General features: G+C 68.7%; 27 protein-coding genes and 3 tRNA genes. 25 read left to right on the top strand and 5 right to left on the bottom strand.

Annotated elements, in window-relative coordinates:
* Window positions 1–72 precede the first annotated feature (72 nt).
* Window positions 73–927, bottom strand: coding sequence for an SAM-dependent methyltransferase (locus tag ACZ7PG_RS14630; protein ID WP_470239561.1), 855 nt, complete (start codon window positions 925–927; stop codon window positions 73–75).
* A gap of 70 nt (window positions 928–997) precedes the next feature.
* Entirely contained in the window at window positions 998–1,936 is a 939-nt protein-coding gene (locus tag ACZ7PG_RS14625) for a GNAT family N-acetyltransferase (RefSeq protein WP_470239560.1), read from the bottom strand.
* A gap of 238 nt (window positions 1,937–2,174) precedes the next feature.
* Between ACZ7PG_RS14625 and ACZ7PG_RS14620 the strand changes: the two genes are divergently transcribed.
* The 6 genes from ACZ7PG_RS14620 to ACZ7PG_RS14595 all read left to right on the top strand — a co-directional run bounded on the left by ACZ7PG_RS14620 (window position 2,175) and on the right by ACZ7PG_RS14595 (window position 6,236).
* Entirely contained in the window at window positions 2,175–4,820 is a 2,646-nt protein-coding gene (locus ACZ7PG_RS14620) for a putative bifunctional diguanylate cyclase/phosphodiesterase (RefSeq protein WP_470239559.1), read from the top strand.
* Window positions 4,821–4,900: 80 nt separating this feature from the next.
* Window positions 4,901–4,973, top strand: a tRNA-Thr gene (locus ACZ7PG_RS14615).
* Window positions 4,974–5,023: 50 nt separating this feature from the next.
* Window positions 5,024–5,096: transfer RNA gene (locus tag ACZ7PG_RS14610), tRNA-Met, on the top strand.
* Window positions 5,097–5,147: 51 nt separating this feature from the next.
* On the top strand, window positions 5,148–5,312 hold the full coding sequence (rpmG, locus tag ACZ7PG_RS14605; protein WP_005152047.1) for a 50S ribosomal protein L33: 165 nt from the start codon (window positions 5,148–5,150) through the stop codon (window positions 5,310–5,312).
* Between the two features lie 79 nt (window positions 5,313–5,391).
* Window positions 5,392–5,841 (top strand): MaoC family dehydratase N-terminal domain-containing protein, encoded by a 450-nt coding sequence (locus ACZ7PG_RS14600; protein WP_470239558.1) that lies wholly within the window; start codon window positions 5,392–5,394, stop codon window positions 5,839–5,841.
* The gene (locus tag ACZ7PG_RS14595) at window positions 5,838–6,236 is read left to right on the top strand and encodes a MaoC family dehydratase (RefSeq protein WP_470239557.1); all 399 of its coding nucleotides are present in this window, start codon (window positions 5,838–5,840) and stop codon (window positions 6,234–6,236) included. The genes ACZ7PG_RS14600 and ACZ7PG_RS14595 overlap by 4 nt, the downstream gene beginning before the upstream one ends.
* Window positions 6,237–6,393: 157 nt before the next feature.
* On the opposite strand, the gene ACZ7PG_RS14590 is transcribed toward ACZ7PG_RS14595, so the two are convergent.
* Complete coding sequence (locus ACZ7PG_RS14590; RefSeq protein WP_470239556.1) at window positions 6,394–7,296, bottom strand: SGNH/GDSL hydrolase family protein; 903 nt, start codon at window positions 7,294–7,296, stop codon at window positions 6,394–6,396.
* 152 nt (window positions 7,297–7,448) lie between these two features.
* On the opposite strand from ACZ7PG_RS14590, the gene ACZ7PG_RS14585 reads away from it, so the two are divergent.
* Entirely contained in the window at window positions 7,449–7,664 is a 216-nt protein-coding gene (locus tag ACZ7PG_RS14585; protein WP_470239555.1) for a hypothetical protein, read from the top strand.
* A 4-nt stretch (window positions 7,665–7,668) separates the two neighbouring features.
* Here ACZ7PG_RS14585 and ACZ7PG_RS14580 read toward each other — a convergent pair whose 3' ends face one another.
* A complete protein-coding gene (locus tag ACZ7PG_RS14580; protein WP_470240761.1) occupies window positions 7,669–8,553 on the bottom strand; it encodes a TIGR03619 family F420-dependent LLM class oxidoreductase in 885 nt (294 codons plus the stop codon).
* Window positions 8,554–8,848: 295 nt separating this feature from the next.
* Between ACZ7PG_RS14580 and ACZ7PG_RS14575 the strand changes: the two genes are divergently transcribed.
* From ACZ7PG_RS14575 to ACZ7PG_RS14550, 6 genes are all read left to right on the top strand, one after another.
* Window positions 8,849–8,921 (top strand) — tRNA-Trp (locus ACZ7PG_RS14575).
* Window positions 8,922–8,947: 26 nt separating this feature from the next.
* Window positions 8,948–9,388, top strand: coding sequence for a preprotein translocase subunit SecE (secE, locus tag ACZ7PG_RS14570; RefSeq protein ID WP_470239554.1), 441 nt, complete (start codon window positions 8,948–8,950; stop codon window positions 9,386–9,388).
* Window positions 9,389–9,461: 73 nt separating this feature from the next.
* Window positions 9,462–10,289, top strand: coding sequence for a transcription termination/antitermination protein NusG (gene nusG, locus ACZ7PG_RS14565; RefSeq protein ID WP_470239553.1), 828 nt, complete (start codon window positions 9,462–9,464; stop codon window positions 10,287–10,289).
* Between the two features lie 73 nt (window positions 10,290–10,362).
* The gene (rplK, locus tag ACZ7PG_RS14560) at window positions 10,363–10,800 is read left to right on the top strand and encodes a 50S ribosomal protein L11 (RefSeq protein WP_470239552.1); all 438 of its coding nucleotides are present in this window, start codon (window positions 10,363–10,365) and stop codon (window positions 10,798–10,800) included.
* 79 nt (window positions 10,801–10,879) lie between these two features.
* Window positions 10,880–11,599, top strand: coding sequence for a 50S ribosomal protein L1 (rplA, locus tag ACZ7PG_RS14555; RefSeq protein ID WP_086675533.1), 720 nt, complete (start codon window positions 10,880–10,882; stop codon window positions 11,597–11,599).
* A gap of 70 nt (window positions 11,600–11,669) precedes the next feature.
* On the top strand, window positions 11,670–12,443 hold the full coding sequence (locus ACZ7PG_RS14550) for an alpha/beta fold hydrolase (RefSeq protein WP_470239551.1): 774 nt from the start codon (window positions 11,670–11,672) through the stop codon (window positions 12,441–12,443).
* A 1-nt stretch (window position 12,444) separates the two neighbouring features.
* Here the strand turns inward: ACZ7PG_RS14550 and ACZ7PG_RS14545 are convergent, their stop codons facing one another.
* Window positions 12,445–13,302, bottom strand: coding sequence for a hypothetical protein (locus ACZ7PG_RS14545; RefSeq protein WP_470239550.1), 858 nt, complete (start codon window positions 13,300–13,302; stop codon window positions 12,445–12,447).
* Window positions 13,303–13,581: 279 nt separating this feature from the next.
* Between ACZ7PG_RS14545 and rplJ the strand changes: the two genes are divergently transcribed.
* From rplJ to ACZ7PG_RS14485, 12 genes are all read left to right on the top strand, one after another.
* Window positions 13,582–14,136 carry a 50S ribosomal protein L10 gene (rplJ, locus tag ACZ7PG_RS14540; protein ID WP_155548847.1) on the top strand — a complete coding sequence of 185 codons (555 nt, stop codon included), beginning with the start codon at window positions 13,582–13,584 and terminating at the stop codon, window positions 14,134–14,136.
* Window positions 14,137–14,186: 50 nt separating this feature from the next.
* Window positions 14,187–14,570, top strand: coding sequence for a 50S ribosomal protein L7/L12 (gene rplL, locus ACZ7PG_RS14535; protein ID WP_284747833.1), 384 nt, complete (start codon window positions 14,187–14,189; stop codon window positions 14,568–14,570).
* Between the two features lie 102 nt (window positions 14,571–14,672).
* On the top strand, window positions 14,673–14,816 hold the full coding sequence (locus ACZ7PG_RS14530; protein WP_470239549.1) for a hypothetical protein: 144 nt from the start codon (window positions 14,673–14,675) through the stop codon (window positions 14,814–14,816).
* A 287-nt stretch (window positions 14,817–15,103) separates the two neighbouring features.
* Complete coding sequence (locus tag ACZ7PG_RS14525) at window positions 15,104–16,300, top strand: ABC transporter ATP-binding protein (RefSeq protein ID WP_470239548.1); 1,197 nt, start codon at window positions 15,104–15,106, stop codon at window positions 16,298–16,300.
* 38 nt (window positions 16,301–16,338) lie between these two features.
* Window positions 16,339–17,091, top strand: a complete 753-nt coding sequence (locus tag ACZ7PG_RS14520) for an MlaE family ABC transporter permease (protein ID WP_470240760.1) — start codon at window positions 16,339–16,341, stop codon at window positions 17,089–17,091.
* A gap of 4 nt (window positions 17,092–17,095) precedes the next feature.
* Window positions 17,096–17,932 (top strand): MlaE family ABC transporter permease, encoded by an 837-nt coding sequence (locus tag ACZ7PG_RS14515; RefSeq protein ID WP_284747835.1) that lies wholly within the window; start codon window positions 17,096–17,098, stop codon window positions 17,930–17,932.
* Window positions 17,929–19,254, top strand: a complete 1,326-nt coding sequence (locus ACZ7PG_RS14510) for an MCE family protein (RefSeq protein WP_470239547.1) — start codon at window positions 17,929–17,931, stop codon at window positions 19,252–19,254. Before ACZ7PG_RS14515 ends, ACZ7PG_RS14510 begins: the two co-directional genes overlap by 4 nt.
* Window positions 19,251–20,279 carry an MCE family protein gene (locus ACZ7PG_RS14505; RefSeq protein ID WP_470239546.1) on the top strand — a complete coding sequence of 343 codons (1,029 nt, stop codon included), beginning with the start codon at window positions 19,251–19,253 and terminating at the stop codon, window positions 20,277–20,279. The genes ACZ7PG_RS14510 and ACZ7PG_RS14505 overlap by 4 nt, the downstream gene beginning before the upstream one ends.
* Window positions 20,276–21,262: an MCE family protein gene (locus ACZ7PG_RS14500; protein ID WP_470239545.1), complete on the top strand. Its 987-nt coding sequence runs from the start codon at window positions 20,276–20,278 to the stop codon at window positions 21,260–21,262. The genes ACZ7PG_RS14505 and ACZ7PG_RS14500 overlap by 4 nt, the downstream gene beginning before the upstream one ends.
* On the top strand, window positions 21,259–22,440 hold the full coding sequence (locus ACZ7PG_RS14495) for an MCE family protein (protein ID WP_470239544.1): 1,182 nt from the start codon (window positions 21,259–21,261) through the stop codon (window positions 22,438–22,440). Before ACZ7PG_RS14500 ends, ACZ7PG_RS14495 begins: the two co-directional genes overlap by 4 nt.
* Window positions 22,437–23,615 carry an MCE family protein gene (locus ACZ7PG_RS14490; protein ID WP_470239543.1) on the top strand — a complete coding sequence of 393 codons (1,179 nt, stop codon included), beginning with the start codon at window positions 22,437–22,439 and terminating at the stop codon, window positions 23,613–23,615. The genes ACZ7PG_RS14495 and ACZ7PG_RS14490 overlap by 4 nt, the downstream gene beginning before the upstream one ends.
* Window positions 23,615–24,880, top strand: a complete 1,266-nt coding sequence (locus ACZ7PG_RS14485; RefSeq protein WP_470239542.1) for an MCE family protein — start codon at window positions 23,615–23,617, stop codon at window positions 24,878–24,880. The genes ACZ7PG_RS14490 and ACZ7PG_RS14485 overlap by 1 nt, the downstream gene beginning before the upstream one ends.
* Window positions 24,881–24,895: the final 15 nt, after the last annotated feature.

Below are 24,895 nucleotides of genomic sequence, written 5' to 3'. Positions count from 1 at the left end.
TAGCTCAACTCTCCGATGGGTGCGTTTGTTTCCGATGGTGCGTTCGCCCACAGCGATCAGGGAAACCGCAGGTCAGCGGCCTGGCTTCACTCCGATACCGCACCACGCGTACGGGCGGGCCTCCGCCTCCAGCGCGTTCAGCTTCCGGTCGGGCCGCCAGTCCGGCAGGTGCACGATGCCCGGTTCGAGCAGCGGCCAGTCGCCGAACAGCGGCTCGATCTCCTCGCGGTCGCGCAGCCACACCGGGTTGCTCGTCTTGCGGTACTGCTCGACGAACCAGCGCAGCCCGGCCAGGGTCTCGCCGGTCCCGTCGCCCTCGCTCATCTGCGAGATCGCGAGCCAGCTCCCGGGCGCGAGCTTGTCCCGGTACGCCTTGAGCAGGCCGATCGGGTCGTCGTCCGGCCCGACGAAGTGCAGCACCGCCATCATCATCAGGCAGACGGGCTTCGAGAAGTCGATGAGCCGCTTCGTCTCTTCGGCGCGCAGCACGGCCTTCGCGTCGCGCATGTCGGCCTGGACGATGCCCGCCCAGTCCGTCGCCGCCTCCTCTTCGAGGATCAGCGTCGCGTGCGCGACCGCGACCGGCTCGTAGTCGACGTACACGACCGTCGCGTCGTGGTCCTCGGGCAGCTCGGCCTCGACGACCTCGTGCACGTTGCCGGCCGTCGGGACGCCGGAGCCGAGGTCGATGAACTGCCGGATGCCGGCCCGCAGCGCCGCCCGCACCGCGCGGTTCATGAACTCGCGGTTCTGCTTCGAGCCGGGGCGCACCAGCGGCCACTGCTGCTCCATGCGCCGGCCGAACTCGCGGTCCACGGCCCAGTTCTGCGTGCCGCCCAGGTACCAGTCGTAGATCCGGGCCGCGGACGGCTTCTCGGTGTCGACGCCTTCGGGTGCTCTCGGCGCGGAATCCCGCTGATCGGTCACTTCCGGCTCCCCTCGCTGCTCCGGGAGCCAGCCTATAAGGACTCGAGACCAGGGGTAATCCGCCAGTCGTTCACCGAACGGCTGGTCGACGCTGCCAGTACGTCCACAGCGGGCGGTACCCCTGCGCGTACCAGAACGGCGTCGACAGCGGGTTCGCCGCCGCGTGGTGCAGGAGGACGACGTCGGCGCCCTCTTCGTCCAGGACGTGGTGGGCGTGGGTGGCGAGCGCGGTACCGACACCGGACGACCGCGCCTCCTTCGCGACGGCCAGCGACGACAGGTAGCCGACGCGGTCCGCCGCGACGCGGTCGCTGATCCAGCCGGTCTCGCCGGGGTGCTGGACGTTCACCATGCCGAGCGGACGGCCGTACAGCTCGGCGATCCACAGTGGCGGTTCCGGGCGGTTCAGCTGTTCGGCGAGGTCCTTGGCCATGATGTCCTCGACGCCCTTGCGCAGGTTGACCGTGCCGTACTGCGCGTCGAAGGAGTGCAGTTCGAGTCCCAGCGAGACGACGGTCTCGAGGTCGCCGGGCTCGGCGCGGCGGATCTTGACGCCGGGGGTGCCGCGCGGGCCCACCGGGTCCATCCGCTCGGCCGGGCGGACCGCGATCACGCGCAGCGGCGCGAAACCGTGGTGCAGCATTTCCCGCGTGCCGGCGGCGTCCCGGCTGGCGCGCGGGACGATCGCGGCGGTCTCGGTGTCGCCGCGCTCGGCGACCGCGCGCAGATGTTCATCCCATCGGGTGAGGAGGGCGTCGAGGGCGGCCGCGGGCTGCGGGCCGGCGAGCTGGAGGTCGAGCCGGTGCTCGGTCAGCGCCCGCCACGGCGCGTTCGGGGCGTCCTGGTCGACCTGGATGCGGGAGGCCAGCCCGGACGCGGCCGAACCGGCGGTCGAGACCTCCAGCACCGCGGCGCTTTCGGCCGCTTCGAAGGGAGAGGAACCGGGGAGCAGGGGATCCGCCGCCGCGAGCCGCGCCGCGTGGTCGGTGGCAATCACGTCGCTGTGCATGGGCACATTGAAGCGCTACCCGGACTGGCGTGCGAAGAGAACCACCCCTGCTCGCCACCCCCCAATGTTTCACCCCTTGGTCCACGCAGGTCAGCGCCATCGAGGCATTGTTAACCCTGGGGTGATCTCCTACTGTCTCGAAAGGGACGCGGGTACGCCCTACGGGGTACGGTATGGCCCTTGTCCACACCCGAAGTCACGGATCAGCACCGGTGGACAAGCCGGGAGGGAAGGTCGGATGCCGGACACCAACGCCCACGGCGACGCCGTCGCACAGGCGCAGCCCGGGCCGGGAGCCGCTTCCGGGACACCGCCCGTTTCCGTCGAAGCTCGCACCGACGAGCGCCGGTTCCGCGCGTACACCTTCGCCGTCCTGAGCATCGGGCTCGTCGCCGCGTTCGCCGTCGGGTCCTGGCTGCCGTTCCACTGGGACAGCAGGCTGCTGTGGATCGGGCCGGTGCTCGCGGTCGCGTTCCTGCTCGCCGAACAGCTCGGCATCAACGTCGACGTCCGCAGCGGCATCTCGTGGACCATCTCCTTCACCGAGATCCCGCTCGTCATCGGGTTCTTCGTCGCGCCGTTCGAGGTCGTGCTGGCCGCGCACCTCGTCGCCGGCATCGGGACGCTGCTCGCGCGCAAGGTCGCCGGCCGCGTCCTCTACAACGCGGGCGCGTTCCTGCTCGAGATCACCGGTGCCTTCGCGGTCGCCGGGCTGGTCAAGTACGCCGTCGGCGCGGGCGTCGGCGACAAGATCCCGTGGGTCGCCGCGCTGGCCGGCACGCTCACCGCGCCGCTGGTGAGTACCTTGCTCGCGCTGGCCGCCGTCCGCGTCCTGCGGCGCCGCATGCGAGTCAGCACCGCGGTCCGGCTCACCGCGCGGATCCTGGTCGTCGGCTTCGTCAACGCGTCCGTCGGCCTCTCCGGCTACCTCGTCATCTCGAACACGCCCAAGGCGTGGCCGCTGGTGCTCGCCGTGTTCCTCGGCCTGACCGCGCTCTACTGGGCCTACTCCGACCTGCTGCGCGAGCAGCGGGACATGGAGGCGCTCTCCGACGTCAGCCTGATGGTGGCCCGCTCCGGCCAGCAGGCGGCGGCGCGTCCGGCCAGCCGCGCCGACGAGCTCGTCGGCGGCGTCGACGTCCGCGAGTGGGCCACGATCGCCGAGCGCATCAAGGACCAGCTGGCCGCGGGCCGCGTCGTGCTGAGACTCCGGCTCGAGCCGAAGGACACCATGCGCGTGGTCGTCGCCGGCGACGACCTGCCGCCCGCCGACCCGGCCGCCGACGACCCGCTGCTGCGCCTGCCCGGCGCGCACGTCCGGCACTTCCGGATCACCGAGGCCAACCCCGACGTCCGCGCGGCGCTGCTCGACCGCGGCGCGCAGGAGGCGCTCGTCGTCCCGCTGCGCAGCGCGAACCAGCTGCTCGGCGTCGTCGAGGCGCACGACCGGCTGTCCCGCTGGCGCGGGTTCGGCAAGTACGACGTGCAGCTGCTCGGCACGATGGCCAGCCACCTCGCGACGTCGCTGGACAACCGGCGCCTGCTCGCGACGCTGCGCCACGACGCCTATCACGACCCGCTCACCGGGCACCTCAACCGGCCGGGCTTCCGGCAGGTGGCGAAGGAACCGTTGCGGGACTTCGCGAACGCCGTGGTGCTGCGGATCGACCTCGACGTCTTCTCGACGGTCAGCGACGCGCTGGGCTACGCCTGGGCCGACCGGATGGTGATCGCCGCCGGCCGCCGCATCCGCGACGCGCTCGGCCCCGACGTCCCGCTCGCCCGCCTCGAGGGCGCGTCGTTCGCGGCGCTGCTCGTCGGCTGCCCGCCCGAGGACGCCCACGCGGCGGCGGAACGGCTGCGCGAGGAGCTGTCCGCGCCGTACCCGGTGGACCGGCTGTCGGTCGAGGCCAACGCGATGATCGGCTACGCGACGACGACGCCCGAGGAGTCCGGCGACGTCGTGGACATCGAAGGCCTGCTGCAGCGCGCCGATGTCGCTGTTCGCGCTACCAAGGGTGGCGAAGAGGTCCGCGGGTACGTGCCGAGCATGGGCCAGATCTTCCTGCGCCGCTTCCAGATGGTCACGCAGTTCCGGCAGTCCCTCGAGGACGGCCAGGTCAGCGTCCATTACCAGCCCAAGATCACCTTGCCGAACCGCCAGGTCCAGGGCGTCGAGGCGCTGGTCCGCTGGGTGCACCCGGAGTTCGGCAGGCTCGGCCCGGACGAGTTCGTCCCGGCCATCGAGGCGGCCGGCCTGATCGGCGTGCTGACGTCGTTCGTGCTCGGCGAGGCGCTCAAGCGCTGCCGCAAGTGGCTCGACGAGGGCCTGCGGATCTCGGTGGCGGTCAACCTGTCGGTGCGCAACCTGGCCGACGAGGACTTCCCGAACAAGGTGGCCCGCGAGCTGGAGCGCGTCGGCATCCCGCCCGAGCTCCTGACGTTCGAGCTGACCGAGTCCGGTGTGATGTCGGACCCGCAGAAGGCGCTGCCGATCCTGCGCGAGCTGCACTCGCTGGGCATCACGCTGGCGGTGGACGACTTCGGCACCGGCTACTCGTCGCTGGCCTACCTGCGGCAGCTGCCGGTCGACCAGGTCAAGATCGACAAGAGCTTCGTCCTCGGCATGGGCACCGACCTCGGCGACCTGGCCGTCGTGCGGTCGATCGTCGAGCTGGGCCACTCGCTCGGCCTGACGGTGGTCGCGGAGGGCGTCGAGGAAGACGTGGCGCGAGACCAGCTCGAGGCGATGGGTTGTGACGTCGCCCAGGGCTACTTGATCTCCCGGCCGCTGCCGGAGGACCGCCTGGAGGCGTGGCTGCAGGCCCGCACGGCGCGCTCGCCGGGACGCCACTCCGAGACCGTGCTTACGCTGCTGACCTGAGGTTTTGTGCTAACGGGACCCCGGTTGCACGGGCGGGTGACAGGGCTTGCTAACCTTTCCAAGTCCTCGCGAGAGGCCAGGCCCCTTTAGCTCAGTCGGCAGAGCGTCTCCATGGTAAGGAGAAGGTCTACGGTTCGATTCCGTAAAGGGGCTCACGACCTCAGCCGCGTCACGCCTGCGTGTCGCGGCTTGGGTCATGTAAGGGCGGTGTAGCTCAGTTGGCAGAGCAAGCGGCTCATAATCGCTGTGTCGCCGGTTCAAGTCCGGCCACCGCTACGCGGTAACGACTGGGGCTGGCCCCCGGGACCTGAGAGAGAAGGAAACGCTGTGGCTGCCACCGACGTGCGACCCAAGATCACGCTGGCGTGCGAAGAGTGCAAGCACCGCAACTACATCACCAAGAAGAACCGGCGCAACAACCCGGATCGCCTGGAGATGAAGAAGTTCTGCCCGAACTGCGGTACGCACCGGACGCACAAGGAAACCCGCTGACGTAGCGCGTTCACACCAGCTTTCGAAGAGCCGCCCCGGACCACCGGGGCGGCTCTTCTGCTGTTGGTAGCCTCTCCGGGTGCCCTTGGACGAGTCGTTCACCGGGCGGGTGTACCCGCCGCAGACCAGCTACGAAGTGAGCCGGGAGAAGATCCGGGAGTTCGCCGACGCGATCGGCGACGACAACCCGGTCTACCGCGACCCGGAGGCAGCGAAGGCGGCCGGCTACCCGGACGTGATCGCGCCCCCGACGTTCCTCACGATCATCAACCTGGCATCGATCAACTCGATCGTCACGGACCCCGAGCTGGGCCTCGACTATTCCAGGATGGTCCACGGCGACCAGCAGTTCACGTACAGCCGCCCGGCCCACGCAGGCGACAAGCTGCTGCTGACCACGCACATCGACCGCATCATGGCCAGGGCGGGCAACGACTTCATCAACTTGCGCGCGGAGATAACGGACGCCGAAGGCGCACACATCGCGACGACGAAGGCCCAGCTAGTGGTGCGAGGGGAGAGCGCGTGAACACCGGCGACGAGCTGCCCACCCTCGAGGTGAGGATCACGCGCGACCAGCTGGTCCGCTACGCGGGAGCGGCCCTGGACTTCAACCCGATCCACTGGAACGAGGCCTTCGCCAAGGAGGTAGGGCTCCCGGACGTGATCGCCCACGGAATGCTGACGATGGCGGTGGCCGGCCGGGTGGTGACGGACTGGCTGGGCGACCCAGGCCGCCTGCTGGACTTCAGCGCGCGTTTCACGCGCCCGGTAGTGGTCCCCAACACACCCGAGGGAGCCCTGGTGGAGATCACCGGCAAGGTAGCGGCCATAGACGACGAGGGCACAGCCCGCATCGACCTGGTGGTCAAGTACGACGGCAAGACGGTCCTAGGCAAGCCCCAGGCACTGGTGCGCACGTAAGACGGCAGCACAAAGAGGGCAACGCGAACCCAGACCGCCCCCAGCACCCCGATCCGAAGCCACAACACGGCCGCCGCCACCGGGTCAAGGCATCTTTCCCGCCTTGACGCGGTCGCGCCGGCCGTAGTCACAATGAGGGCTTCGGGGTGCCGGAGGCCTAGAACAGCTTCAAAACCCCCAGAACAGCATCAGCCATCCCCTGCTCCCCCCGAGCATTGGGATGCAGAGCGGTCCCATGCAGGGTGGGAATCACACCCTCGACCCACCGGGTATCCGAAGCCGTACAAACATCATGCCCCTTACCAGGCGTAGCGGTATCGGCATACCCAGCCGAATGACCATCAGCCTGATCCTCGAGCATCTTGTTCAACTTCCCCAAAGCCCCCCGGAAGTAAGCAACATCCCCAGCCCCGATCGGCAGCACCGGCCAGCACCCATCCCCATCGGGCAGCACGGACGGATACCCGACAACAACGACCTTCGCCTTCGGAGCCTGCTTGTGGATCCGATCGAGCACAGCACCGACCTTCGGCGCAGTGGCATCGATCCGTTCAGCGAGCTGATCACGCCCACCAGCGGTCAGCTTGTCCTTGCAGGGTGACCCGGACCGATGAGCCGTCGCACAGGAAGAAGCCAGCGACAGAAACCCGATGTCGTTCCCCCCGATGCCCAGCGTGACAAGCGTCGTCTTCGCGGTCACGGCATCCAACTGAGGCGGGTTGGAGCCGTTGCCGGTCTTCTGAGAAGCGGTCAAGTTGGCGGTAGTAGCCCCACTGCAGCTGACGTCATCGAACTCGGCCGGCTTCAGATCAGCCGAGACGAGCCGCGGGTAGTTGTCATCGGACCGGTCACAACCAGGCGGCGTCCCGACGTTCTTCCCGGTGCGCGGCGAGGCTGTGTAGGAGTCACCCAGCGCGACGTAGCGACCGCTGCCGTCCCCGGTCGCCGCACCAGCCGGTGGCGCGGACGACGATCCGTGATCCCACTTGTAGTAGCCGTAAGCCAGAAGCCCGACCACGAGTACGACGACGAGGCAGCCGCCCCCGCTGTTCTTCGCCACCCTACGTTTCTACCGAACTCCGGACGGTTTCGACCGCGTCGATCTGGGTGACTAGGGAAAACCTGAACGAGGTATTGACTGTTGCGCGAGACGCGGATCACAGCGAGGGTGGGCCCGTCCGATGTTGTCCGGTGAGAAAGGCAGGAAAGCAAGTGAGCCTGAACCTGAACAAGCTCGTCGACAAGGCCTACGAGGACAAGTCGATCAAGGAGCTGCTGGACGCGCCGCCGTCCGCGCTCGAAGGGCTCACGCCGAAGCACGACGAACTGCTCGCCGAACTGAAGATCAAGACCATTCGCGACCTCGCGAACTGGAAGTACGCCGCCAAGGCCCGGGCACTCGCGACCCTCGCCGACAGCGAGAGCTGAGGCCTCAGACGGCCAGTTCGGCCGCCAGCTCCAGGGCGTGGTCGACGTCCTTGGCGACGTAGTGGAGGTCGACCAGCACCTCCGTGATGCCCAGCTCGCGGGCCACGTCCAGGCACGGCGACACGTCCGCGACCGTGTCGACCCCGGTACCCGCGCGCGGGTTGATCCGCAGCACGCGCCGCAGGGTGCCGGGGTCGCGCCCGGCCTTCTCCGCCGCTTCGAGCGCGACCGACCAGAGGTCGTTCAGGTACTGCTTCGGCATCCAGCCGGCCAGCCAGCCGTCGGCCCGCCGGCCCACCCGCGCCAGCGCCGGCGGCGAGAACCCGCCGAGCAGCACCGGCGGCCGCGGGTCCTGGGCCGGGCGCAGGCCGACCGTCGACGGCGCGATCCGCCACTGCGGGCCCTCGTGCTCGACCGGATCGCCGGTCCACAGCGCCTCGAGGGCGTCGAGCAGCTCCTCGAGCCGCTTGCCGCGGCCCTCCCACGACTTGCCGGTGGCGAAGTACTCCTCGCGCAGCCAGCCGACCCCGAAGCCGACGTCCAGCCGTCCGCCGCTGGCGAGGTCGAGCGAGGTCAGGGCGCGGGCGAGCAACACCGGGGAATAGACCGGGCCGGTCAGGGCGCTCATCCCGAGGCGGGCTGTGCGGGTCACGGCGGCCGCGGTCGCGAGCGTCGTGAACGGGTCCGCGAAGGTCTCGAACTCCTTGGGGTACGGGTGCTCCGGCGTCCCGCCGCCCGGGTACAGGTCGGACGGCTCGTGCGGCGTCAGGATCCGGTCGCCGACCCATAAGGAGCCGAAGCCGAGGTCCTCCGCGGCTGTCGCGAAGCGCGCGACGGCGGCGGGGTCGGCGAGGGTGCCGTACTGGGGGAGCGCCAGCCCGAGCCGCATCCCGCTCACCGGTCCACGACGGACGGACGTGGCGGAGCGGCCGGCCCGGGTGTGAAGCTCCGGAAGTCACACCCCGGGATGCTCGTCATGGCGGACATCCTGGCATGATCGGGTGGTCGGCGGGGAGTTTTCCGTCGGCCGGCCGGGGTGCGGCGGTCGATCGGGGGGCGCGGTTGCGGGCTCTCACGGGGGTTGCCGTAGACTTCGGGACTTGGAACGCACTACGGTCATCCCCGCCTGGATGGTGGGGACGATGGAATGCGTCCTCCGGGGCTCCGAGCGATCGGGGCTCCAAAGGGGTGTAGCTCAATTGGCAGAGCAGCGGTCTCCAAAACCGCAGGTTGCAGGTTCAAGTCCTGTCACCCCTGCGTAACGGAACTGGTGGAGCAGAGGAGTGGTCGTGAGCGACAGCGACGCCAGCGGCGGCGAGCAGGAGCAGGACGGCAGCGGGCAGAAGCCCGAGAGCCCGTCCCGTCCCGTCACAGCCGCTGCCAGGCGTGAGCGACGTGCGACCGCTCGTCCGGCGGGCAAGTCCGCGGCACGTGCGGACGACAAGTCCCGGCCGGCCGGGAAGTCGGGGGAGAAGTCCGCCTCCGACGCGAAGGGCGCTCCGACCCCGAAGCGGGACCAGAAGCCGAAGAAGGCGTCGGTGTTCGCGCGGCTGGTCCGCTTCATCCGCGAGGTGTGGGCGGAGCTGCGCAAGGTCATCTGGCCGAACCGCAAGCAGATGGTCACCTACACGGCGGTCGTGCTGGCCTTCGTGGTGTTCATGGTGGCCCTCGTCAGCGTGCTCGATCTGGCATTCAAGTGGGGCATCGGCAAGATCTTCGGCTGACGCGCCTCGGCGCGCGCCGATGGGGCTCAGGTCCCGGCCTGACCCCGGCAATGATCAACTGAGAGGACGGAACGTGACCTCCGACAACGGCACATCAGCCGGTCATGACCTGACCGAGCTTTCCGACGAGCAGGTGCACGCGGCACTCGGTGACGAGGAGTCCGCGCACCTGGAGCCCGTCGAGGTGTCCGACGAGGTCGACGAAGCCGCTTCCAGCGACGAGAGCACCGAAGACGAAGCCGCCTCCGACGACGCCGAGGCCGAGCCCGCCGCGGCGGACGACGACCCCGTCGCCACGCTGCGCGCCGAGCTGGTCGCCGCGCCGGGCGAGTGGTACGTCGTGCACTCCTACGCGGGGTACGAGAACAAGGTCAAGACCAACCTCGAGACCCGCACCACGACGCTGGACGTCGAGGACTACATCTTCCAGATCGAGGTCCCGACCGAAGAGGTCACCGAGATCAAGAACGGCCAGCGCAAGCAGGTGCAGCGCAAGGTGCTGCCCGGCTACATCCTGGTCCGGATGGACCTGAACGACGCCTCGTGGAGCGCGGTGCGCAACACGCCGGGCGTCACCGGGTTCGTCGGCGCCACCTCGCGGCCGTCGCCGCTGACCGTGGACGAGGTGCTGAAGTTCCTCGCCCCGCGCGTCGAGAAGGAAGCCCCGGCGAAGGGCGGCAAGGGCGATTCCGCCACGACCGCCGCTCCGCTCGGTGGCCCGGCCGTCGAGGTCGACTTCGAGATCGGCGAGTCGGTCACGGTCATGGACGGCCCGTTCGCGACGCTGCCGGCGACGATCTCCGAGGTCAACGTCGACGGGCAGAAGCTGAAGGTCCTGGTGTCGATCTTCGGCCGGGAGACCCCGGTCGAGCTGTCGTTCACGCAGGTCTCCAAGATCTGACGGCTGCAGCGCGGCCGCAGTCCCCACGTCCACGGCAGGTACGCGGGGAACGTAGTACAGGACAGGAAAAGAAATGCCACCCAAGAAGAAGAAGCTTGCGGCGATCATCAAGCTGCAGATCAAGGCGGGTGCGGCCAACCCCGCGCCGCCGGTCGGCCCCGCGTTGGGTCAGCACGGCGTCAACATCATGGAGTTCTGCAAGGCCTACAACGCCGCGACCGAGTCGCAGCGCGGGGACGTCGTCCCGGTCGAGATCTCCGTGTACGAAGACCGGTCGTTCGACTTCAAGCTGAAGACGCCGCCGGCCGCGCGCCTGCTGCTCAAGGCCGCTGGTGTCGAAAAGGGCTCGGGCGAGCCGCACAAGACCAAGGTCGCCAAGGTCACTTGGGACCAGGTCCGCGACATCGCCAAGACCAAGGAGTCCGACCTCAACGCGCACGACATCGACCAGGCGGCGAAGATCATCGCCGGCACCGCCCGCTCCATGGGCATCACGGTCGTCGACGCCTGACGTCTGCAGCTTTACCCGTGGGAGAGCCCCGTGCGGCTCGTCACCACACTGATCCGTTTTCGAAGTTAAGGACAGAAGCATGACCAAGCACAGCAAGGCATACCGCCAGGCTGCGGAGCTCGTCGACAAGGCGCGGCTGTACGCGCCGATCGAGGCCGCGAAGCTGGCGAAGGAAACCTCCAAGACCAAGATGGACGCGACCGTCGAGGTCGCGATGCGTCTCGGTGTGGACCCGCGCAAGGCCGACCAGATGGTCCGCGGCACCGTGAACCTGCCGCACGGCACCGGTAAGACCGCCCGCGTCATCGTCTTCGCCGTCGGCGACAAGGCCGCCGAGGCCGAGGCCGCCGGTGCGGACGCGGTCGGCACCGACGAGCTGATCGAGCGCATCCAGGGTGGCTGGCTCGACTTCGACGCCGCGATCGCGACGCCGGACCAGATGGCCAAGGTGGGCCGCATCGCCCGCATCCTCGGCCCGCGTGGCCTGATGCCGAACCCGAAGACCGGCACGGTGACCCCCGCGGTCGAGAAGGCCGTGAAGGACATCAAGGGCGGTAAGATCAACTTCCGCGTCGACAAGCAGGCCAACCTGCACCTGGTGATCGGCAAGGCTTCCTTCGACACGGAGAAGCTGGTCGAGAACTACGCCGCCGCGCTGGACGAGATCCTCCGCGCCAAGCCGTCGTCGGCGAAGGGCCGGTACCTGAAGAAGGTCACCTTCACCACGACGATGGGTCCGGGCATCCCGGTCGACCCGCTGCGGACCCGCAACCTCCTTTCCGAGGACGCGAACGTCTGAGTCGGACATCACCGGAAAGGGCGTCCCCGCTTGCTGCGGGGGCGCCCTTTCTTCGTGTCTGATGGAGGTCATGCCGACTTTCGCGTCGTTCGACGGCCTCCGGTTGAACTACACCGTCTGGGAGGGCGACGCCGCCCACCGCCCGGTGCTGCTGCAGCACGGCTTCGCGGCCGACACGAACGCGAACTGGATCTCGACCGGCGTCGTCGCCGCGCTGCGCAAGGCCGGCCTGACGGTGATCTCGCTGGACGCGCGCGGCCACGGCCGTTCCGAGAAGCCGCACGACGAGTCCCGCTACACCGAGGACAGCATGGCCCGGGACGTCTCGGCCCTGCTGGACGAGCTGCGCCTCGACGAGGTCTCCCTGGTCGGCTACTCGATGGGCGCGATCATCGCCCTGACGGCCACGGCGGCCGACAAGCGCATCCGCTGCCTGGCAACGGGCGGCGTGGGTTCGGGCATCGTCGACTTCGGCGGCGTCGACACCCGGGTCGTCAAGCCGGCCGACATCGCGTCAGCCCTGCTGGCGGAGGACCCGTCGACGGTCCCGCCATCGGGAGTCCCGTTCCGCCTCCTGGCCGACGCGGTCGGCGGCGACCGCCAGGCGCTGGCGGCAGTGGCACTGGCCTCGCGCGAAGGACACCTGAACCTGTCGTCGATCGGCGTCCCGACACTGGTACTGGCGGGGGACCAGGACCCACTGGCCGCGGAGCCGGAACGCCTGGCGGCGGCGATCGCGGGCGCCAGGCTGGTCCGCATTCCGGGCGACCACATGACGGCGGTGATGTCCCCGGCGTTCTCGGAGGCACTGGTGACGTTCCTGACGGCGCCGCACCCCCGCTGAGTCAGCTGGTCGGCGGCGCCGCCGGGCACGGCGTGGGTTCGTTGGTGTGCGCGACGATCAGCCACTGGCTCTTGTCGACCTTCTGCACGGTGAACGCGCCGAGCGCGGGACCGCCCTTGATGCCGAACCGGCAGGAGCTGATCGTGAACCGGTCGCCGGGCAGGGGCTCCGACACGTACGACGGCATCGACTCGGCGTAGTCGTTCTTGCTGGTGACCTTGCGGTTCAGCTCGTGCACCGCCACCTGGCAGTCGGCGTAGCCCAGGTCCTGGGCGAACTTCTGCTGGATGGGCTCGTCCATCCGCCCGCAGGCCTGCGGCACGAGGTTCTGCGCGATGGCGTCGTAGACCTCGCGGACCGCCTCGTACGGACTGGTCGAGAGGATGCGGTTGGTGTGATAGGTCCCGCCGCCTTCTTGGGCCAGCTGGGCCGACGTCTTGCCGGCGTCGTTGGGGAAGAAGTGGTTGTACAGCCACGTCCCCGCCAGGCCCAGGATCACGATCGCCAGTACCCACGCGATGACCTTCTTGCCGAGCCAGCTCACCCACTTCGGCGCCCGGCGGCGCTCGGTCGGGACCAGCTGGTAACCCGGGGGAACAACCGGCGGCTGGCCGCCCTGCTGGGCGACCGGCTGAGACGTCGGTGCCTGGACGACTCCCGCGTCCGACGGAGGTGCCGGCTGGTTGCCCTGCTGGGACTGCGTGAACCTCAAGTAGTCCTGGAACTGCTGGAACTGCCTGAACTCCTCGAGCTGCGCCGGATCCACCGGCGGCTGCGGACCACCGGAAGAAGCGGGCGCGTTCGGCCCCGCCGGTTCGATTTCCGAGCCCGGCTTTCCGTCATCGCGCTGCTCCGCCACGTGACCATGATGCCCCACGCCGCCGGGAACGTGGGGGTCGGAGAAGGCCTGTCGGCCTGACGAGGTATTCTTGACGACGTTCTACCGAAGACCGCTGGTTTTCCCCGTCCGAGACGGGGAACGAAGGTCCCGCAACTCGTCGGGCGGCCCGCGCAGGAGGAACGAGGCTCGGCACCCTGTGTGCCGTATGACGCCCCGCGCCTGCTTGCGCGAGGGCGTTTCGTCGTATCGGGGGCCCCTCGGCGCCAGTGGAAACACTAGCCAAGAGAGGAGGCGACCATGGCGAAGCCCGACAAGGTGGCGGCCGTCGCCGAGATCGCGGAGAGCTTCCGCACCAGCTCGGCCACCGTCGTTACCCAGTACACCGGCCTCTCCGTGTCCCAGCTGTCCCAGCTGCGCCGCGCTCTCGGCACCAGTGCCAAGTACCGGGTCGCGAAGAACACCCTCGTCAAGCGTGCCGCTGAGGACGCCGGCGTCAAGGGTCTCGAGAACCTGTTCGTCGGCGCCACCGCCATCGCCTTCGTCGAGGGTGAAGCGGTCGACGCCGCCAAGGCGCTTCGCGACTTCGCGAAGGACAACAACGCGCTTGTGATCAAGGGCGGCTACATGGACGGCAAAGCGCTGTCCGTGGACGAGATCAACCGGATCGCCGATCTCGACAGCCGTGAGGTCCTGCTCGCCAAGGCGGCGGGCGCGTTCAAGGCGAAGCTCTCCCAGGCCGCCGCGCTGTTCCAGGCGCCGGCGTCCCAGGTCGCCCGCCTGGCTGCCGCGCTGGAGGAGAAGCAGCGCAACGCCGCCGGTACCGAAGCAGCCGAAGCACCCGCCGAGAGCTGAACCACCCCCCACCCCGAACGTCTAGTTCGTTTTTCTGAGAGGAAGCCATCATGGCGAAGCTGAGCACCGCCGAGCTGATCGACGCCTTCAAGGAGCTGACCCTCCTCGAGCTGTCCGAGTTCGTGAAGGAGTTCGAAGAGGTCTTCGACGTCACCGCCGCCGCGCCGGTCGCCGTCGCCGCCGGCCCGGCCGCCGCCGCTGCCGCCCCGGTCGAGGAGCAGGACGAGTTCGACGTCATCCTCGAGGGCGCGGGCGACAAGAAGATCCAGGTCATCAAGGTCGTCCGCGAGGTCGTCTCCGGTCTGGGCCTGAAGGAGGCCAAGGAGCTGGTCGAGGCCGCTCCCAAGGCCCTCCTGGAGAAGGTCGACAAGGAGGCCGCCGAGGCCGCCAAGGAGAAGCTCGAGGCCGCGGGCGCCAAGATCTCCATCAAGTGATCCCGGGCGCGCGAGCGCCTGTGCACCACCTCGAGAAGGGGCGGGCATCCACTCGGATGCCCGCCCCTTCCGTGTTGCGCGGACGGCTCTCGAAGCGATTCGATGACCATGACCGACTCGCAGCACCTCGAACTCCTCGCGCAGCAGCTGTCCGCCCGCAAGCCCCTGGTGACGCTTTCGCCGGCGGCCGTGGTCGCGCCCGTGCTGTTCCTGCTGGTCCTCGCCGCTTTCACCGTGATCCCCTAGGAGCGGTGTCCGAATAGCCCCGAGTCCCTAAATCGAGGGTTCCGGGCTCCGGAGATCTGCGTCGTTGCCCCGAATGGACTACCGTGCCTCCCGATGCCGATCACGGCGGGGTGACGATGGATCCGGGTCTGGCCAGAAAAGAAAACTGGTGAGTAACCTGTTCGCACTCAGCTCGTTGCACCTGGTTGACGCGGGTTCATGGGGCCCCGGCCCGCACCTGCCGCCGACGTGGGGTGGCTTGGGTGTGGCAGCGGGCGCAATGACGCGGAACAGCTCCTGGAGGTGCGATGGGTGCCGAGGTGGTCATCGAAGGTCTGACCAAGTCCTTCGGTAAGCAGGCCATCTGGCGGGACGTCACGTTGACACTGCCTCCGGGCGAGGTGTCGGCGATGCTCGGTCCGTCGGGAACCGGCAAGTCGGTGTTCCTCAAGTCGATGATCGGGCTGCTCAAGCCCGACCGCGGCCGCTGTGTGATCAACGGGGTGGACATCGTCACCTGCTCCGAGCACAAGCTGTACGAGATCCGGAAGCTCTTCGGCGTCCTCTTCCAGGACGGCGCGCTGTTCGGCTCGATGAACCTCTACGACAACGTCGCCTTCCCGCTGCGCGAGCACACGAAGAAGTCCGAGACGGAAATCCGCCGGATCGTCCTCGAGAAGCTCGACATGACCGGTCTGAACGGCGCCGACAAGAAGCTCCCCGGTGAGATCTCCGGCGGTATGCGCAAGCGCGCCGGCCTCGCCCGCGCCCTCGTGCTGGACCCGGAGATCATCCTGGTCGACGAGCCGGACTCGGGTCTCGACCCGGTCCGCACCACCTACATTTCGCAGCTGTTCCTCGACGTCAACGCGCAGATCGACGCGACGTTCCTGATCGTCACGCACAACATCAACCTGGCCCGCACGGTCCCGGACAACCTGGGCATGCTCTTCCGCAAGGAACTGGTCATGTTCGGCCCCCGCGAGGTGCTGCTGACCAGCGAAGAGCCGGTCGTCAAGCAGTTCCTCAACGGCAAGATGCAGGGCCCGATCGGCATGTCCGAGGAGAAGGACTCCGCCCAGATGGCCGCCGAGCAGGCGATGTTCGACGCCGGTCACCACGCGGGCGGGGTCGAGGACGTCACCGGGGTGCCGCCGCAGATGCAGACGACGCCGGGCGTGCCGACGCGGATGGGCGGGGTCCGCCGCAAGGACCGGGTCATGGAGATCATGCACCGCCTGCCGGACGCCGCGCAGCAGAGCATCATCGCCTCCCTGTCGCCGGACGAGCAGCGCCACTACGGCGTCAGCCCGCGGCGCGTCGCGCAGGCCCAGCAGCAGCAACAGCAGCAGGTCCCGGCGGGTGCCCGCCAGGGCGACGGCGTCCCGAACCAGCACCACGGGCAGCTGCCCGCCGACCAGGTGGCCCGGATCCCGGGCGGCGGCCAGCCGCCGAGACCCGGCACGCACCGGATGCCACCGAGCAACGGGCCAGGTGGCAGGTGAGCTCTCCCGCTTCACAGGCGAAGATCCCCGGGATCGGCATGCTCCGCGAAACCGGGAACCTGTTCGCCCTCGGCCTCGACATCGTTCGTGGCATCTTCCAGCGCCCGTTCCAGCTGCGGGAGTTCATCCAGCAGTCGTGGTTCATCGCGAGCGTGACCATCCTGCCGACGGCCCTGGTGGCCATCCCCTTCGGCGCGGTCATCTCGCTGCAGTTCGGTTCGCTCGCCCGCCAGCTGGGCGCGCAGTCCTACACCGGCGCGGGCTCCGTGCTCGCCACCGTGCAGCAGGCCAGTCCGCTGGTCACCGCGCTGCTGGTGGCGGGCGCGGGCGGCTCGGCCGTCTGCGCCGACATCGGCGCTCGCACCATCCGAGAAGAGATCGCCGCGATGGAGGTGCTCGGCGTCTCCGCGGTGCAGCGGCTGATCGTGCCGCGCACCCTCGCGATGATGCTGATCGCGTTGCTGCTCAACGGCATGGTCAGCGTCATCGGTGTGCTGGGCGGCTACTTCTTCAACGTCGTGCTGCAGGGCGGGACGCCGGGCGCGTACCTGGCGAGCTTCTCCGCCCTCGCGCAGCTGCCCGACCTCTGGGTCGGTGAGCTCAAGGCGCTGATCTTCGGGTTCATCGCCGCCGTCGTCGCGTCCTACCGGGGCCTCAACCCCACCGGCGGCCCCAAGGGCGTCGGGGACGCGGTGAACCAGTCGGTGGTCATCACGTTCCTCATGCTGTTCGTCGTGAACTTCGTGATCACCCTGATCTACCTGCAGATCGTGCCCGGAAAGCTGGACTAGCGCCATGACGTTCCTCCAGGGCGCGAAACGCGTCGCCAACCGACCCCTCCAGACACTGGACACCTTGGGTGACCAGATGTCGTTCTACGGCCGGGCGTTGCTGTGGACACCGCGGACGCTGCGCCGCTACACGAAGGAAGTCCTCCGGCTGCTGGCCGAGGTGAGCTTCGGGTCCGGTTCGCTCGCGGTCATCGGCGGCACGGTGGGCGTGATGGTCGGCCTGACGCTGTTCACCGGTGTCCTCGTCGGCCTCCAGGGCTACTCGGCGCTGAACTCGATCGGGACGTCGGCCTTCACCGGCTTCCTGACGGCGTTCTTCAACACCCGCGAGATCGCGCCGCTGGTCGCCGGCCTCGCCTTGAGCGCCACGGTCGGCGCCGGGTTCACCGCGCAGCTGGGCGCCATGCGGATCTCCGAGGAGATCGACGCGCTGGAAGTCATGGGTGTGCCGAGCCTGCCGTACCTGGTGACGACGCGGATCATCGCCGGGTTCGTCGCGGTCATCCCGCTCTACATCATCGGCCTGCTGAGCTCGTACCTCGCGTCACGACTGGTCGTCATCTACATCTACAACCAGTCGGCCGGTACCTATGACCACTACTTCGACCTGTTCCTACCACCGCAGGACGTGCTCTATTCGTTCATCAAGGTGCTGATCTTCAGCGTCCTGATCATCCTGTCGCACTGCTACTTCGGGTACCGCGCGACCGGCGGCCCGGCCGGTGTCGGCGTCGCGGTCGGCAAGGCCGTGCGCCTGTCCATCGTCACGGTGTCGATCATGAACTTCTTCATCGGCTTCGCCATCTGGGGAACCGACGTCACGGTAAGGATCGCGGGATGAGGACGCTCCGACGCAGGCTGCTGGGCCTGGCGCTCATCGCCGTGATGGTCGGCGGCGTGGCGCTGTCCATCGCCATGTACGACAAGGCGTTCACGTCCGTCGTCACGGTCAAGCTGCAGGCCGACAAGATCGGCAACCAGCTGATCAAGCAGTCCGACGTCAAGGTGCGCGGGCTGATCGTCGGCTCGGTCCAGGACATCGTCGCCACCGACCACGGCGCGGAGCTGACCCTCGCGCTCAGCCCGGAGTCGGCGAAGCTGATCCCGGAGAACGTCTCGGCGCGGTTCCTGCCCAAGACGCTCTTCGGCGAGCGGTTCGTTTCGCTGGAGATCCCGAAGGACCCGTCGGCCAGGACGCTGGCCAGCGGCGACGTCATCCCGCAGGACCGCACGTCGAGCGCCGTCGAGCTGGACCAGGCCTTCGAGCACCTGATGCCGGTGCTGCAGGCGGTGCAGCCGCAGAAGCTGTCGGCGACGCTCACCGCCATCTCGACGGCCCTGCAGGGCCGCGGCGACCAGCTCGGCGACACGCTGACGCAGCTGGGCACCTACATCGGCGAGCTGAACCCGCACGAGCCCGAGCTGCAGCACAACCTCAAGGCGCTCGCGGAGTTCTCCGACCACCTCAAGGACGCCGCGCCCGACCTGGTGCAGAGCCTCGACAACCTGAGCACGACGACCCGGACCGTGGTCGACGAGCAGCAGAACCTCTCGAACCTCTACGGCAGCCTGACCCAGGCTTCGGTGGACCTGCAGACGTTCCTGCAGAACAACAAGGACAACATCATCTCCCTCGCCAGCACCGCCCGGCCCACGGCCGAACTGCTGGCGAAGTACGCGCCGGAGTACCCCTGCGTGATCTCGCAGATGGCCGACAACGTGCCGCTGATCGACCAGGCGCTCGGCAAGGGCACCGACAAGCCCGGCCTGCACGCGACGATCGAGATCATCGTGCCGCGCGCGCCGTACCAAGCGGGCAAGGAGGAGCCGCGGTTCGAGGACAAGCGCGGTCCGCGGTGCTACGACATGAAGGACATCCCCAAGCCGTTCCCGTCGGAGCCGCCGGACGGCGCGTTCCAGGACGGCACGAAGCACCAGACCGCGCCCAAGACCGTGGGCGACGGCCTCAACCCGGCCAAGTTCAAGGCCGACGCGGCCGGCGGCAACGGTAGCGGCGGAGATCTGGCCTACTCGCCGGCGGAGCAGGGCTTCCTGGCCGACCTCCTCGGCCCGCAGCTGGGCATGAACGCGGCCGACGTCCCGGGCTGGAGCTCGCTGCTCGTCGGACCGCTCTACCGCGGGGCGGAGGTGACGGTGAAGTGAGGGGACTGCTCGCACCGCTGATCAAGCTCGGCGTCTTCGTGGTCGTCACCGTGGTGCTCACGACGATCCTCGGGATCAGCATCGCCAACATCAACACCACCAGCACCAACGCCTACAAGGCGCGCTTCACCGACGCGACGCTGCTGCTGCCCAACGACGACGTCCGCATCGCCGGCGTCCGGGTCGGGCAGGTCAAGGACGTCAAGATCGTCGACAAGCGCCAGGCCGAGGTCGAGTTCGAGGTCGACGCCGGGCGGACGCTGCCGGCCGGGGTGACCGCGCAGATCAAGTTCCGCAACCTGGTCGGCCAGCGCTACGTCTCGCTCGGCGAGGGCGAGAACTCCGGCGGGAAGACCCTCGGCCCCGGCGGCACCATCCCGCTGGACCGCACCACCCCCGCGCTGGACCTGACCGAGCTGTTCAACGGCTTCAAGCCGCTGTTCACCGCGCTCAACCCGGACGACGTCAACAAGCTGTCCTACGAGGTCATCCAGGTCCTGCAGGGCGAGGGCGGCACCGTGGAGAGCCTGCTGTCGCACACGGCGTCGCTGGCCACCACGATCGCCGACAAGGACCAGGTGATCGGCCAGGTCATCGACAACCTCAACTCGGTGCTCGACACGGTCAACGCGCACACCCCGCAGCTCAACGACCTGATCGTCAAGCTGCAGCAGCTGGTGTCCGGGCTGGCCGCCGACCGCAAGCCGATCGGCGACGCGATCGAGAGCCTCGGCAACCTGGCCGAGACGACGTCGGGCCTGCTGGGTGACGTCCGGGAGCCGCTGAAGAACGACATCAGCGCCCTCGGGAACCTCACGGACCAGCTCAACAAGAACGAGCCGGAGCTGGAGCACTTCATCCAGTTCCTGCCGACCAAGGTGAGCACGCTGACCCGCACCGCGGACTACGGCTCCTGGTTCAACTTCTACGCCTGCGAGTTCTCCGGGAGCGTCAGCTTGCCCCCCTTGATCCCCGAAGTGTCGCTCCCGCTGGTGCCTCTCAACCGGGAGAGGTGCAAGGGATGAAGTCCTTCCAGAAGCGCAACCCCGTCCCGATCGCGCTGGTCGGCATCGCCGTACTGGCCCTCGGTTTCATCGCCGCGCTGAACTCCGACGACCTGCCGGTGATCGGCGGCGGGACGACCTACACCGCCGAGTTCAGCGAGGCCTCCGGGCTGCAGAAGGACAACGACGTCCGGGTCGCCGGCGTCAAGGTCGGCAAGGTCAGCGACATCGAGCTCGACGGCGCGTCGGTCAAGGTGTCGTTCAAGGTCAAGGACGCCTGGCTCGGCGACCGGACCAGCGCCGCGATCAAGATCAAGACGCTGCTCGGCCAGAAGTACCTGTCGCTGGACCCGCAGGGCGAGGGCTCGCTGAACCCGGGCACCGGGATCCCGCGGGACCGCACGATGGCCCCCTACGACGTGCTCGACGCGTTCCGCGGGCTGTCGCAGACGGTCGACAACATCGACACCCAGCAGCTGGCGAAGAGCTTCGACACCATCTCGGGGACGTTCGCGAACACGCCGGAAGACGTGAAGGGCGCGCTGTCCGGGCTGTCGAAGCTGTCGGACACGATCGCCTCGCGCGACACGCAGCTGTCGAACCTGCTGGCCAACACCCGCGAGGTGTCGCAGACGCTGGTCGACCGCGACACCGAGGTCCAGAAGCTGCTCGACGACGGCAACCAGTTGCTCGCCGAGCTCTCCAAGCGCGAAGACGCGATCACGTCGCTGCTGAACGGCTCGCGTGAGCTCGCGACGCAGCTGCAGGGCCTGATCGACGACAACGGCAAGCAGCTCGACCCGGTGCTCACCTCGCTGGACCAGCTGACGTCGATGCTGCAGCGCAACCAGGACTCGCTGGCCCAGGGCATCGCGAAGTTCGCGCCGTTCATCCGCGTCTTCACCAACACCATCGGCAACGGCCGCTGGTTCGACAACTACATCTGCGGCCTGGTGCTGCCGTCGTTCGGCCCGATCAACGAAGAGGGGTGCTACACGAAATGAGTGACACCCGCTTCGGAATGGCCCTGACCCGGGGCTTCACCATCGCGATCGTCCTCGCGCTCGTCGTCGCCGGCGGGATCTGGTGGACGCTCAAGGACGCCGGCCGCAACCACCTGACCGCGTACTTCGCCGGTGCCGTCGGCCTGTACGAGGGCAACAGCGTGCGGATGCTCGGCGTCGACATGGGCACGGTCACCAAGATCCAGCCCATGGGCAACCAGGTGAAGGTCGAGTTCGAGTACGACCGCTCGGTCGCCGTCCCGGCCGACGCCAAGGCGCTCATCGTGGCGCCGTCGCTGGTGTCGGACCGCTACGTCCAGCTCGCCCCGGCCTACACCGGCGGTCCGCGGATCTCCGACGGCGCGGTCATCGGCCTCGACCGCACCGAGGTGCCCCTCGAGGTCGACCAGCTGGCGGCCAGCCTGGCCAGGGTCAGCGAGACCCTCGGCCCGAACGGCGCCAACAAGAACGGGTCGCTGTCGAACCTGCTGACCACCGCGGCGGCCAACGTCGACGGCAACGGCCAGGCCCTGCACGACACGATCACCAAGCTCGGCCAGGCGGCCGGCACGCTGTCGGGCAACAAGGACGACCTGTTCTCCACCGTGGAGAACCTCGGCAAGTTCTCGCAGACGCTGGCCGACAGCGACAAGCAGGTCCGCAGCTTCGAGAGCCAGCTCGCCGACGTCAGCGGCTACCTCGCGTCCGAAAAGGACAACCTCGCCGCGACCGTCCAGCAGCTCGGCACCACGCTCACCTCGGTGCAGGCGTTCATCGACCAGAACCACGAGCGGCTCAAGTCCAACGTGGACAAGCTGGCCGGCATCACCAAGGTGCTCGTCGACCAGCGCAGCTCGCTCGCCGAGATCCTCGACGTCGCGCCGGTCGGCCTGAGCAACCTGGTCAACACCTACAACGGCTCGGCGGGCACGCTCGACGCCCGGCCGAACCTCAACGAGCTGACCCAGCCGCCGCTGGTGATGATCTGCCGGCTGCTCAAGCAGGCCGGCAAGGGCATCCCCGACGTGCTGGGCAGCGCCTGCGAGGGCATCGCCGGCGTCGTCGACAAGGTGATCCCGCTGCCGTCCGTGGCGCAGACGGTCCAGGCGCTCCAGGCGGGCCAGCTGCCGCCGCTGCCGCTGCCCATCGCCGGGCAGCTCTACGGAGGTGGCCAGTGAGGAAGCTACTGACCGTCGGGGCATTGGCCACGGTGTCCGCGCTGGTTCTCTCGGGCTGCGCCTTCAAGGGCATCTACGACCTGCCGCTGCCCGGCGGCGCCGACCTCGGCGACCACCCGTACACGGTGAACGTCGAGTTCCGGGACGTGCTCGACCTGACTCCGCAGGCCGGGGTCAAGGTCGACGAGGTGCCGGTCGGCCGGGTCGAGAACGTCGGGCTCACCAAGGACGGCTGGCACGCGCTGGTGACGCTGAAGGTCAACGGCGGCATCAAGCTGCCGGCCAACGCGATCGCCAACGTGAAGCAGTCCAGCCTGCTCGGTGAGAAGTACGTCGAGCTGGCCTCGCCCGGCGACGACCAGGCCCAGGGCAAGCTCGCCGACAACGCGACGATCCCGCTGGCCCGAACGAACCGCAGCGTCGAGGTCGAAGAGCTGCTCGGTGCGTTGTCGCTGCTGCTCAACGGTGGTGGCATCGACCAGCTCAACACCATCACCAAGGAGCTCAACAACGCCACGTCCGGCCGCGAGCCGGACATCAAGGCGCTGCTGGACAACGCGAACCAGCTGGTCACGAACCTCGACCAGCAGTCGCGGAACATCACCCGGGCCATCGACGGGCTGAACCGGCTGTCCTCGACCCTGAACGGCCAGAAGGACAAGCTCGTCGGCGCGGTCGACAACCTCGGACCCGGCCTCGGCGTGCTGGAGCAGCAGCGCGGCCAGCTGGTCACGATGCTGCAGGCGCTGGACAACCTCTCCGGCGTCGCCACCGACACGGTGAACCGCTCGCAGAAGGACCTCGTCGCCGACCTGAAGGCGCTGACGCCGACGCTGCAGAAGCTCGGCGAGGCGGGCAACGACCTGCCGAAGGCCCTGCAGATCCTGCTGACGTTCCCGTTCAGCGACCAGGCCGTCAACGGCGTCAAGGGCGACTACTTCAACCTGTACGCGAAGGTGGACCTGAACCTGAAGACGGTCGTCGAGAACCTGGGCAACAGCCGCCAGAACATCCTGTCCGGGCAGCTGCCGCTGGCGGGGCTGACCGGCGGTACCGAAGGCGCGTCGGGCAACCCGCCGCTGCCGATCCCCGGGGAGAGCGGCCAGCCGCAGTCCGGGCAGTCGAAGCCGGGGCTCGGCAACCTCTTCGGGCTCCTGCCGGGAGGTGGGGGCTGATGCTGGTACGCCGGACGAAACTCCAGCTGGTCGCCTTCGCGATCATTTCGGTCGTCGCGATCGTGTACGCGCTGATCCGGTTCGCCGGGCTCGGCACCGTCTTCGGCAACGACGGCTACACGGTGAAGCTGCAGCTCAACGAGTCGGGCGGCATCTTCACCAACGCCGAGGTCACCTACCGCGGCTACAACATCGGCCGGGTCGGCGAGATGCGGCTGACCCCGACCGGGCTCGAAGCCGACCTGAACATCGACCCGTCGGCACCGCAGGTGCCCGCGGACCTCGACGCGGTCGTCGCCAACCGGTCGGCGGTCGGCGAGCAGTACGTCGACCTCAAGCCTAAGGCCGACAAGGGCCCGTACCTGGCGGGCGGCTCGGTGATCCCGGCGTCGAAGACGACCACCCCGCTCAGCACCGACCGGCTGATCGGCGACCTCGACACGCTCGCCGCGTCGGTCCCGGTCGACTCGCTGCGCACGGTGGTCGACGAGTCCTACGACGCCTTCCGCGGCACCGGCGGCGACCTGCAGAAGCTGCTCGACACCGCGCGCAGCTTCACCGCGACCGCGCAGGAGTACCTGCCGCAGACGATCCAGCTGCTCGACCAGGGCGGCAAGGTGCTGGACACGCAGAACGACGAGGCCGAGAACTTCGCGTCGTTCAGCAAGAGCCTCAACGAGCTCACCGGGACCCTGAAGAACTCCGACGGTGACCTGCGCAAGCTCATCGGCATCACGCCGCAGGTGGCGACGCAGATCAGCCAGGTGCTGAAGGAGTCCGGGCCCGGCCTCGGCGCGCTGACGGCGAACCTGCTGACCACGGCCAACCTGACCGTGACCCGGCTCGACGGCATCGAGCAGGGCCTGGTCACCTACCCGGCGCTGGCCGGCGCGGCGAGCAGCGTGGCGCCCGGCGACGGCACCGCACACCTCGGCCTGGTGCTCAACCTCTTCAACCCGCCGGCGTGCACGAAGGGGTACCTGCCGTACTCGCAGTACCGCACCGGAGCCGACACTTCGCCGAAGCCGGCGAAGGAGGACGCGTACTGTGCCGAACCGAAGGGCAGCCCGATCAACGTCCGGGGTGCGCAGAACGCGCCGTACGGCGGGGTGCCGGTCGCGCCGTCCTCGAGCGACGTCAACGCGAACGCCAACCGGCCGGCGGAGGAGCTGGCCGAGGAGCGGGACACCCGGGGTGTGCCGGGCATCGTCGGGAGCCCCGGCGTCAGCCTGACCAGCCTGGGTTCGCTGCTCGGCCTGGCCTGACGTGGATTTGATGAC

It is taken from the genome of Amycolatopsis sp. NPDC114504, assembly GCF_055633595.1.
The sequence above is the reverse complement of the archived record's forward strand: the minus strand, read 5'-3'. Positions and strand labels throughout refer to the sequence as shown.

Bases quoted from the DNA above. Each gene is read 5' to 3' on its own strand.
- ACZ7PG_RS14550 (WP_470239551.1), top strand. From the start codon at position 11,670: ATGCCGACTTTCGCGTCGTTCGACGGCCTCCGGTTGAACTACACCGTC.
- ACZ7PG_RS14625 (WP_470239560.1), bottom strand. From the start codon at position 1,936: ATGCACAGCGACGTGATTGCCACCGACCACGCGGCGCGGCTCGCGGCG.
- ACZ7PG_RS14485 (WP_470239542.1), top strand. From the start codon at position 23,615: ATGCTGGTACGCCGGACGAAACTCCAGCTGGTCGCCTTCGCGATCATT.
- ACZ7PG_RS14520 (WP_470240760.1), top strand. From the start codon at position 16,339: ATGCTCCGCGAAACCGGGAACCTGTTCGCCCTCGGCCTCGACATCGTT.
- rplL (WP_284747833.1), top strand. From the start codon at position 14,187: ATGGCGAAGCTGAGCACCGCCGAGCTGATCGACGCCTTCAAGGAGCTG.
- ACZ7PG_RS14495 (WP_470239544.1), top strand. From the start codon at position 21,259: ATGAGTGACACCCGCTTCGGAATGGCCCTGACCCGGGGCTTCACCATC.
- ACZ7PG_RS14510 (WP_470239547.1), top strand. From the start codon at position 17,929: ATGAGGACGCTCCGACGCAGGCTGCTGGGCCTGGCGCTCATCGCCGTG.
- ACZ7PG_RS14525 (WP_470239548.1), top strand. From the start codon at position 15,104: ATGGGTGCCGAGGTGGTCATCGAAGGTCTGACCAAGTCCTTCGGTAAG.
- rplA (WP_086675533.1), top strand. From the start codon at position 10,880: ATGACCAAGCACAGCAAGGCATACCGCCAGGCTGCGGAGCTCGTCGAC.
- ACZ7PG_RS14580 (WP_470240761.1), bottom strand. From the start codon at position 8,553: ATGCGGCTCGGGCTGGCGCTCCCCCAGTACGGCACCCTCGCCGACCCC.
- ACZ7PG_RS14530 (WP_470239549.1), top strand. From the start codon at position 14,673: ATGACCATGACCGACTCGCAGCACCTCGAACTCCTCGCGCAGCAGCTG.
- rplJ (WP_155548847.1), top strand. From the start codon at position 13,582: ATGGCGAAGCCCGACAAGGTGGCGGCCGTCGCCGAGATCGCGGAGAGC.
- ACZ7PG_RS14620 (WP_470239559.1), top strand. From the start codon at position 2,175: ATGCCGGACACCAACGCCCACGGCGACGCCGTCGCACAGGCGCAGCCC.
- ACZ7PG_RS14500 (WP_470239545.1), top strand. From the start codon at position 20,276: ATGAAGTCCTTCCAGAAGCGCAACCCCGTCCCGATCGCGCTGGTCGGC.
- ACZ7PG_RS14515 (WP_284747835.1), top strand. From the start codon at position 17,096: ATGACGTTCCTCCAGGGCGCGAAACGCGTCGCCAACCGACCCCTCCAG.
- rplK (WP_470239552.1), top strand. From the start codon at position 10,363: ATGCCACCCAAGAAGAAGAAGCTTGCGGCGATCATCAAGCTGCAGATC.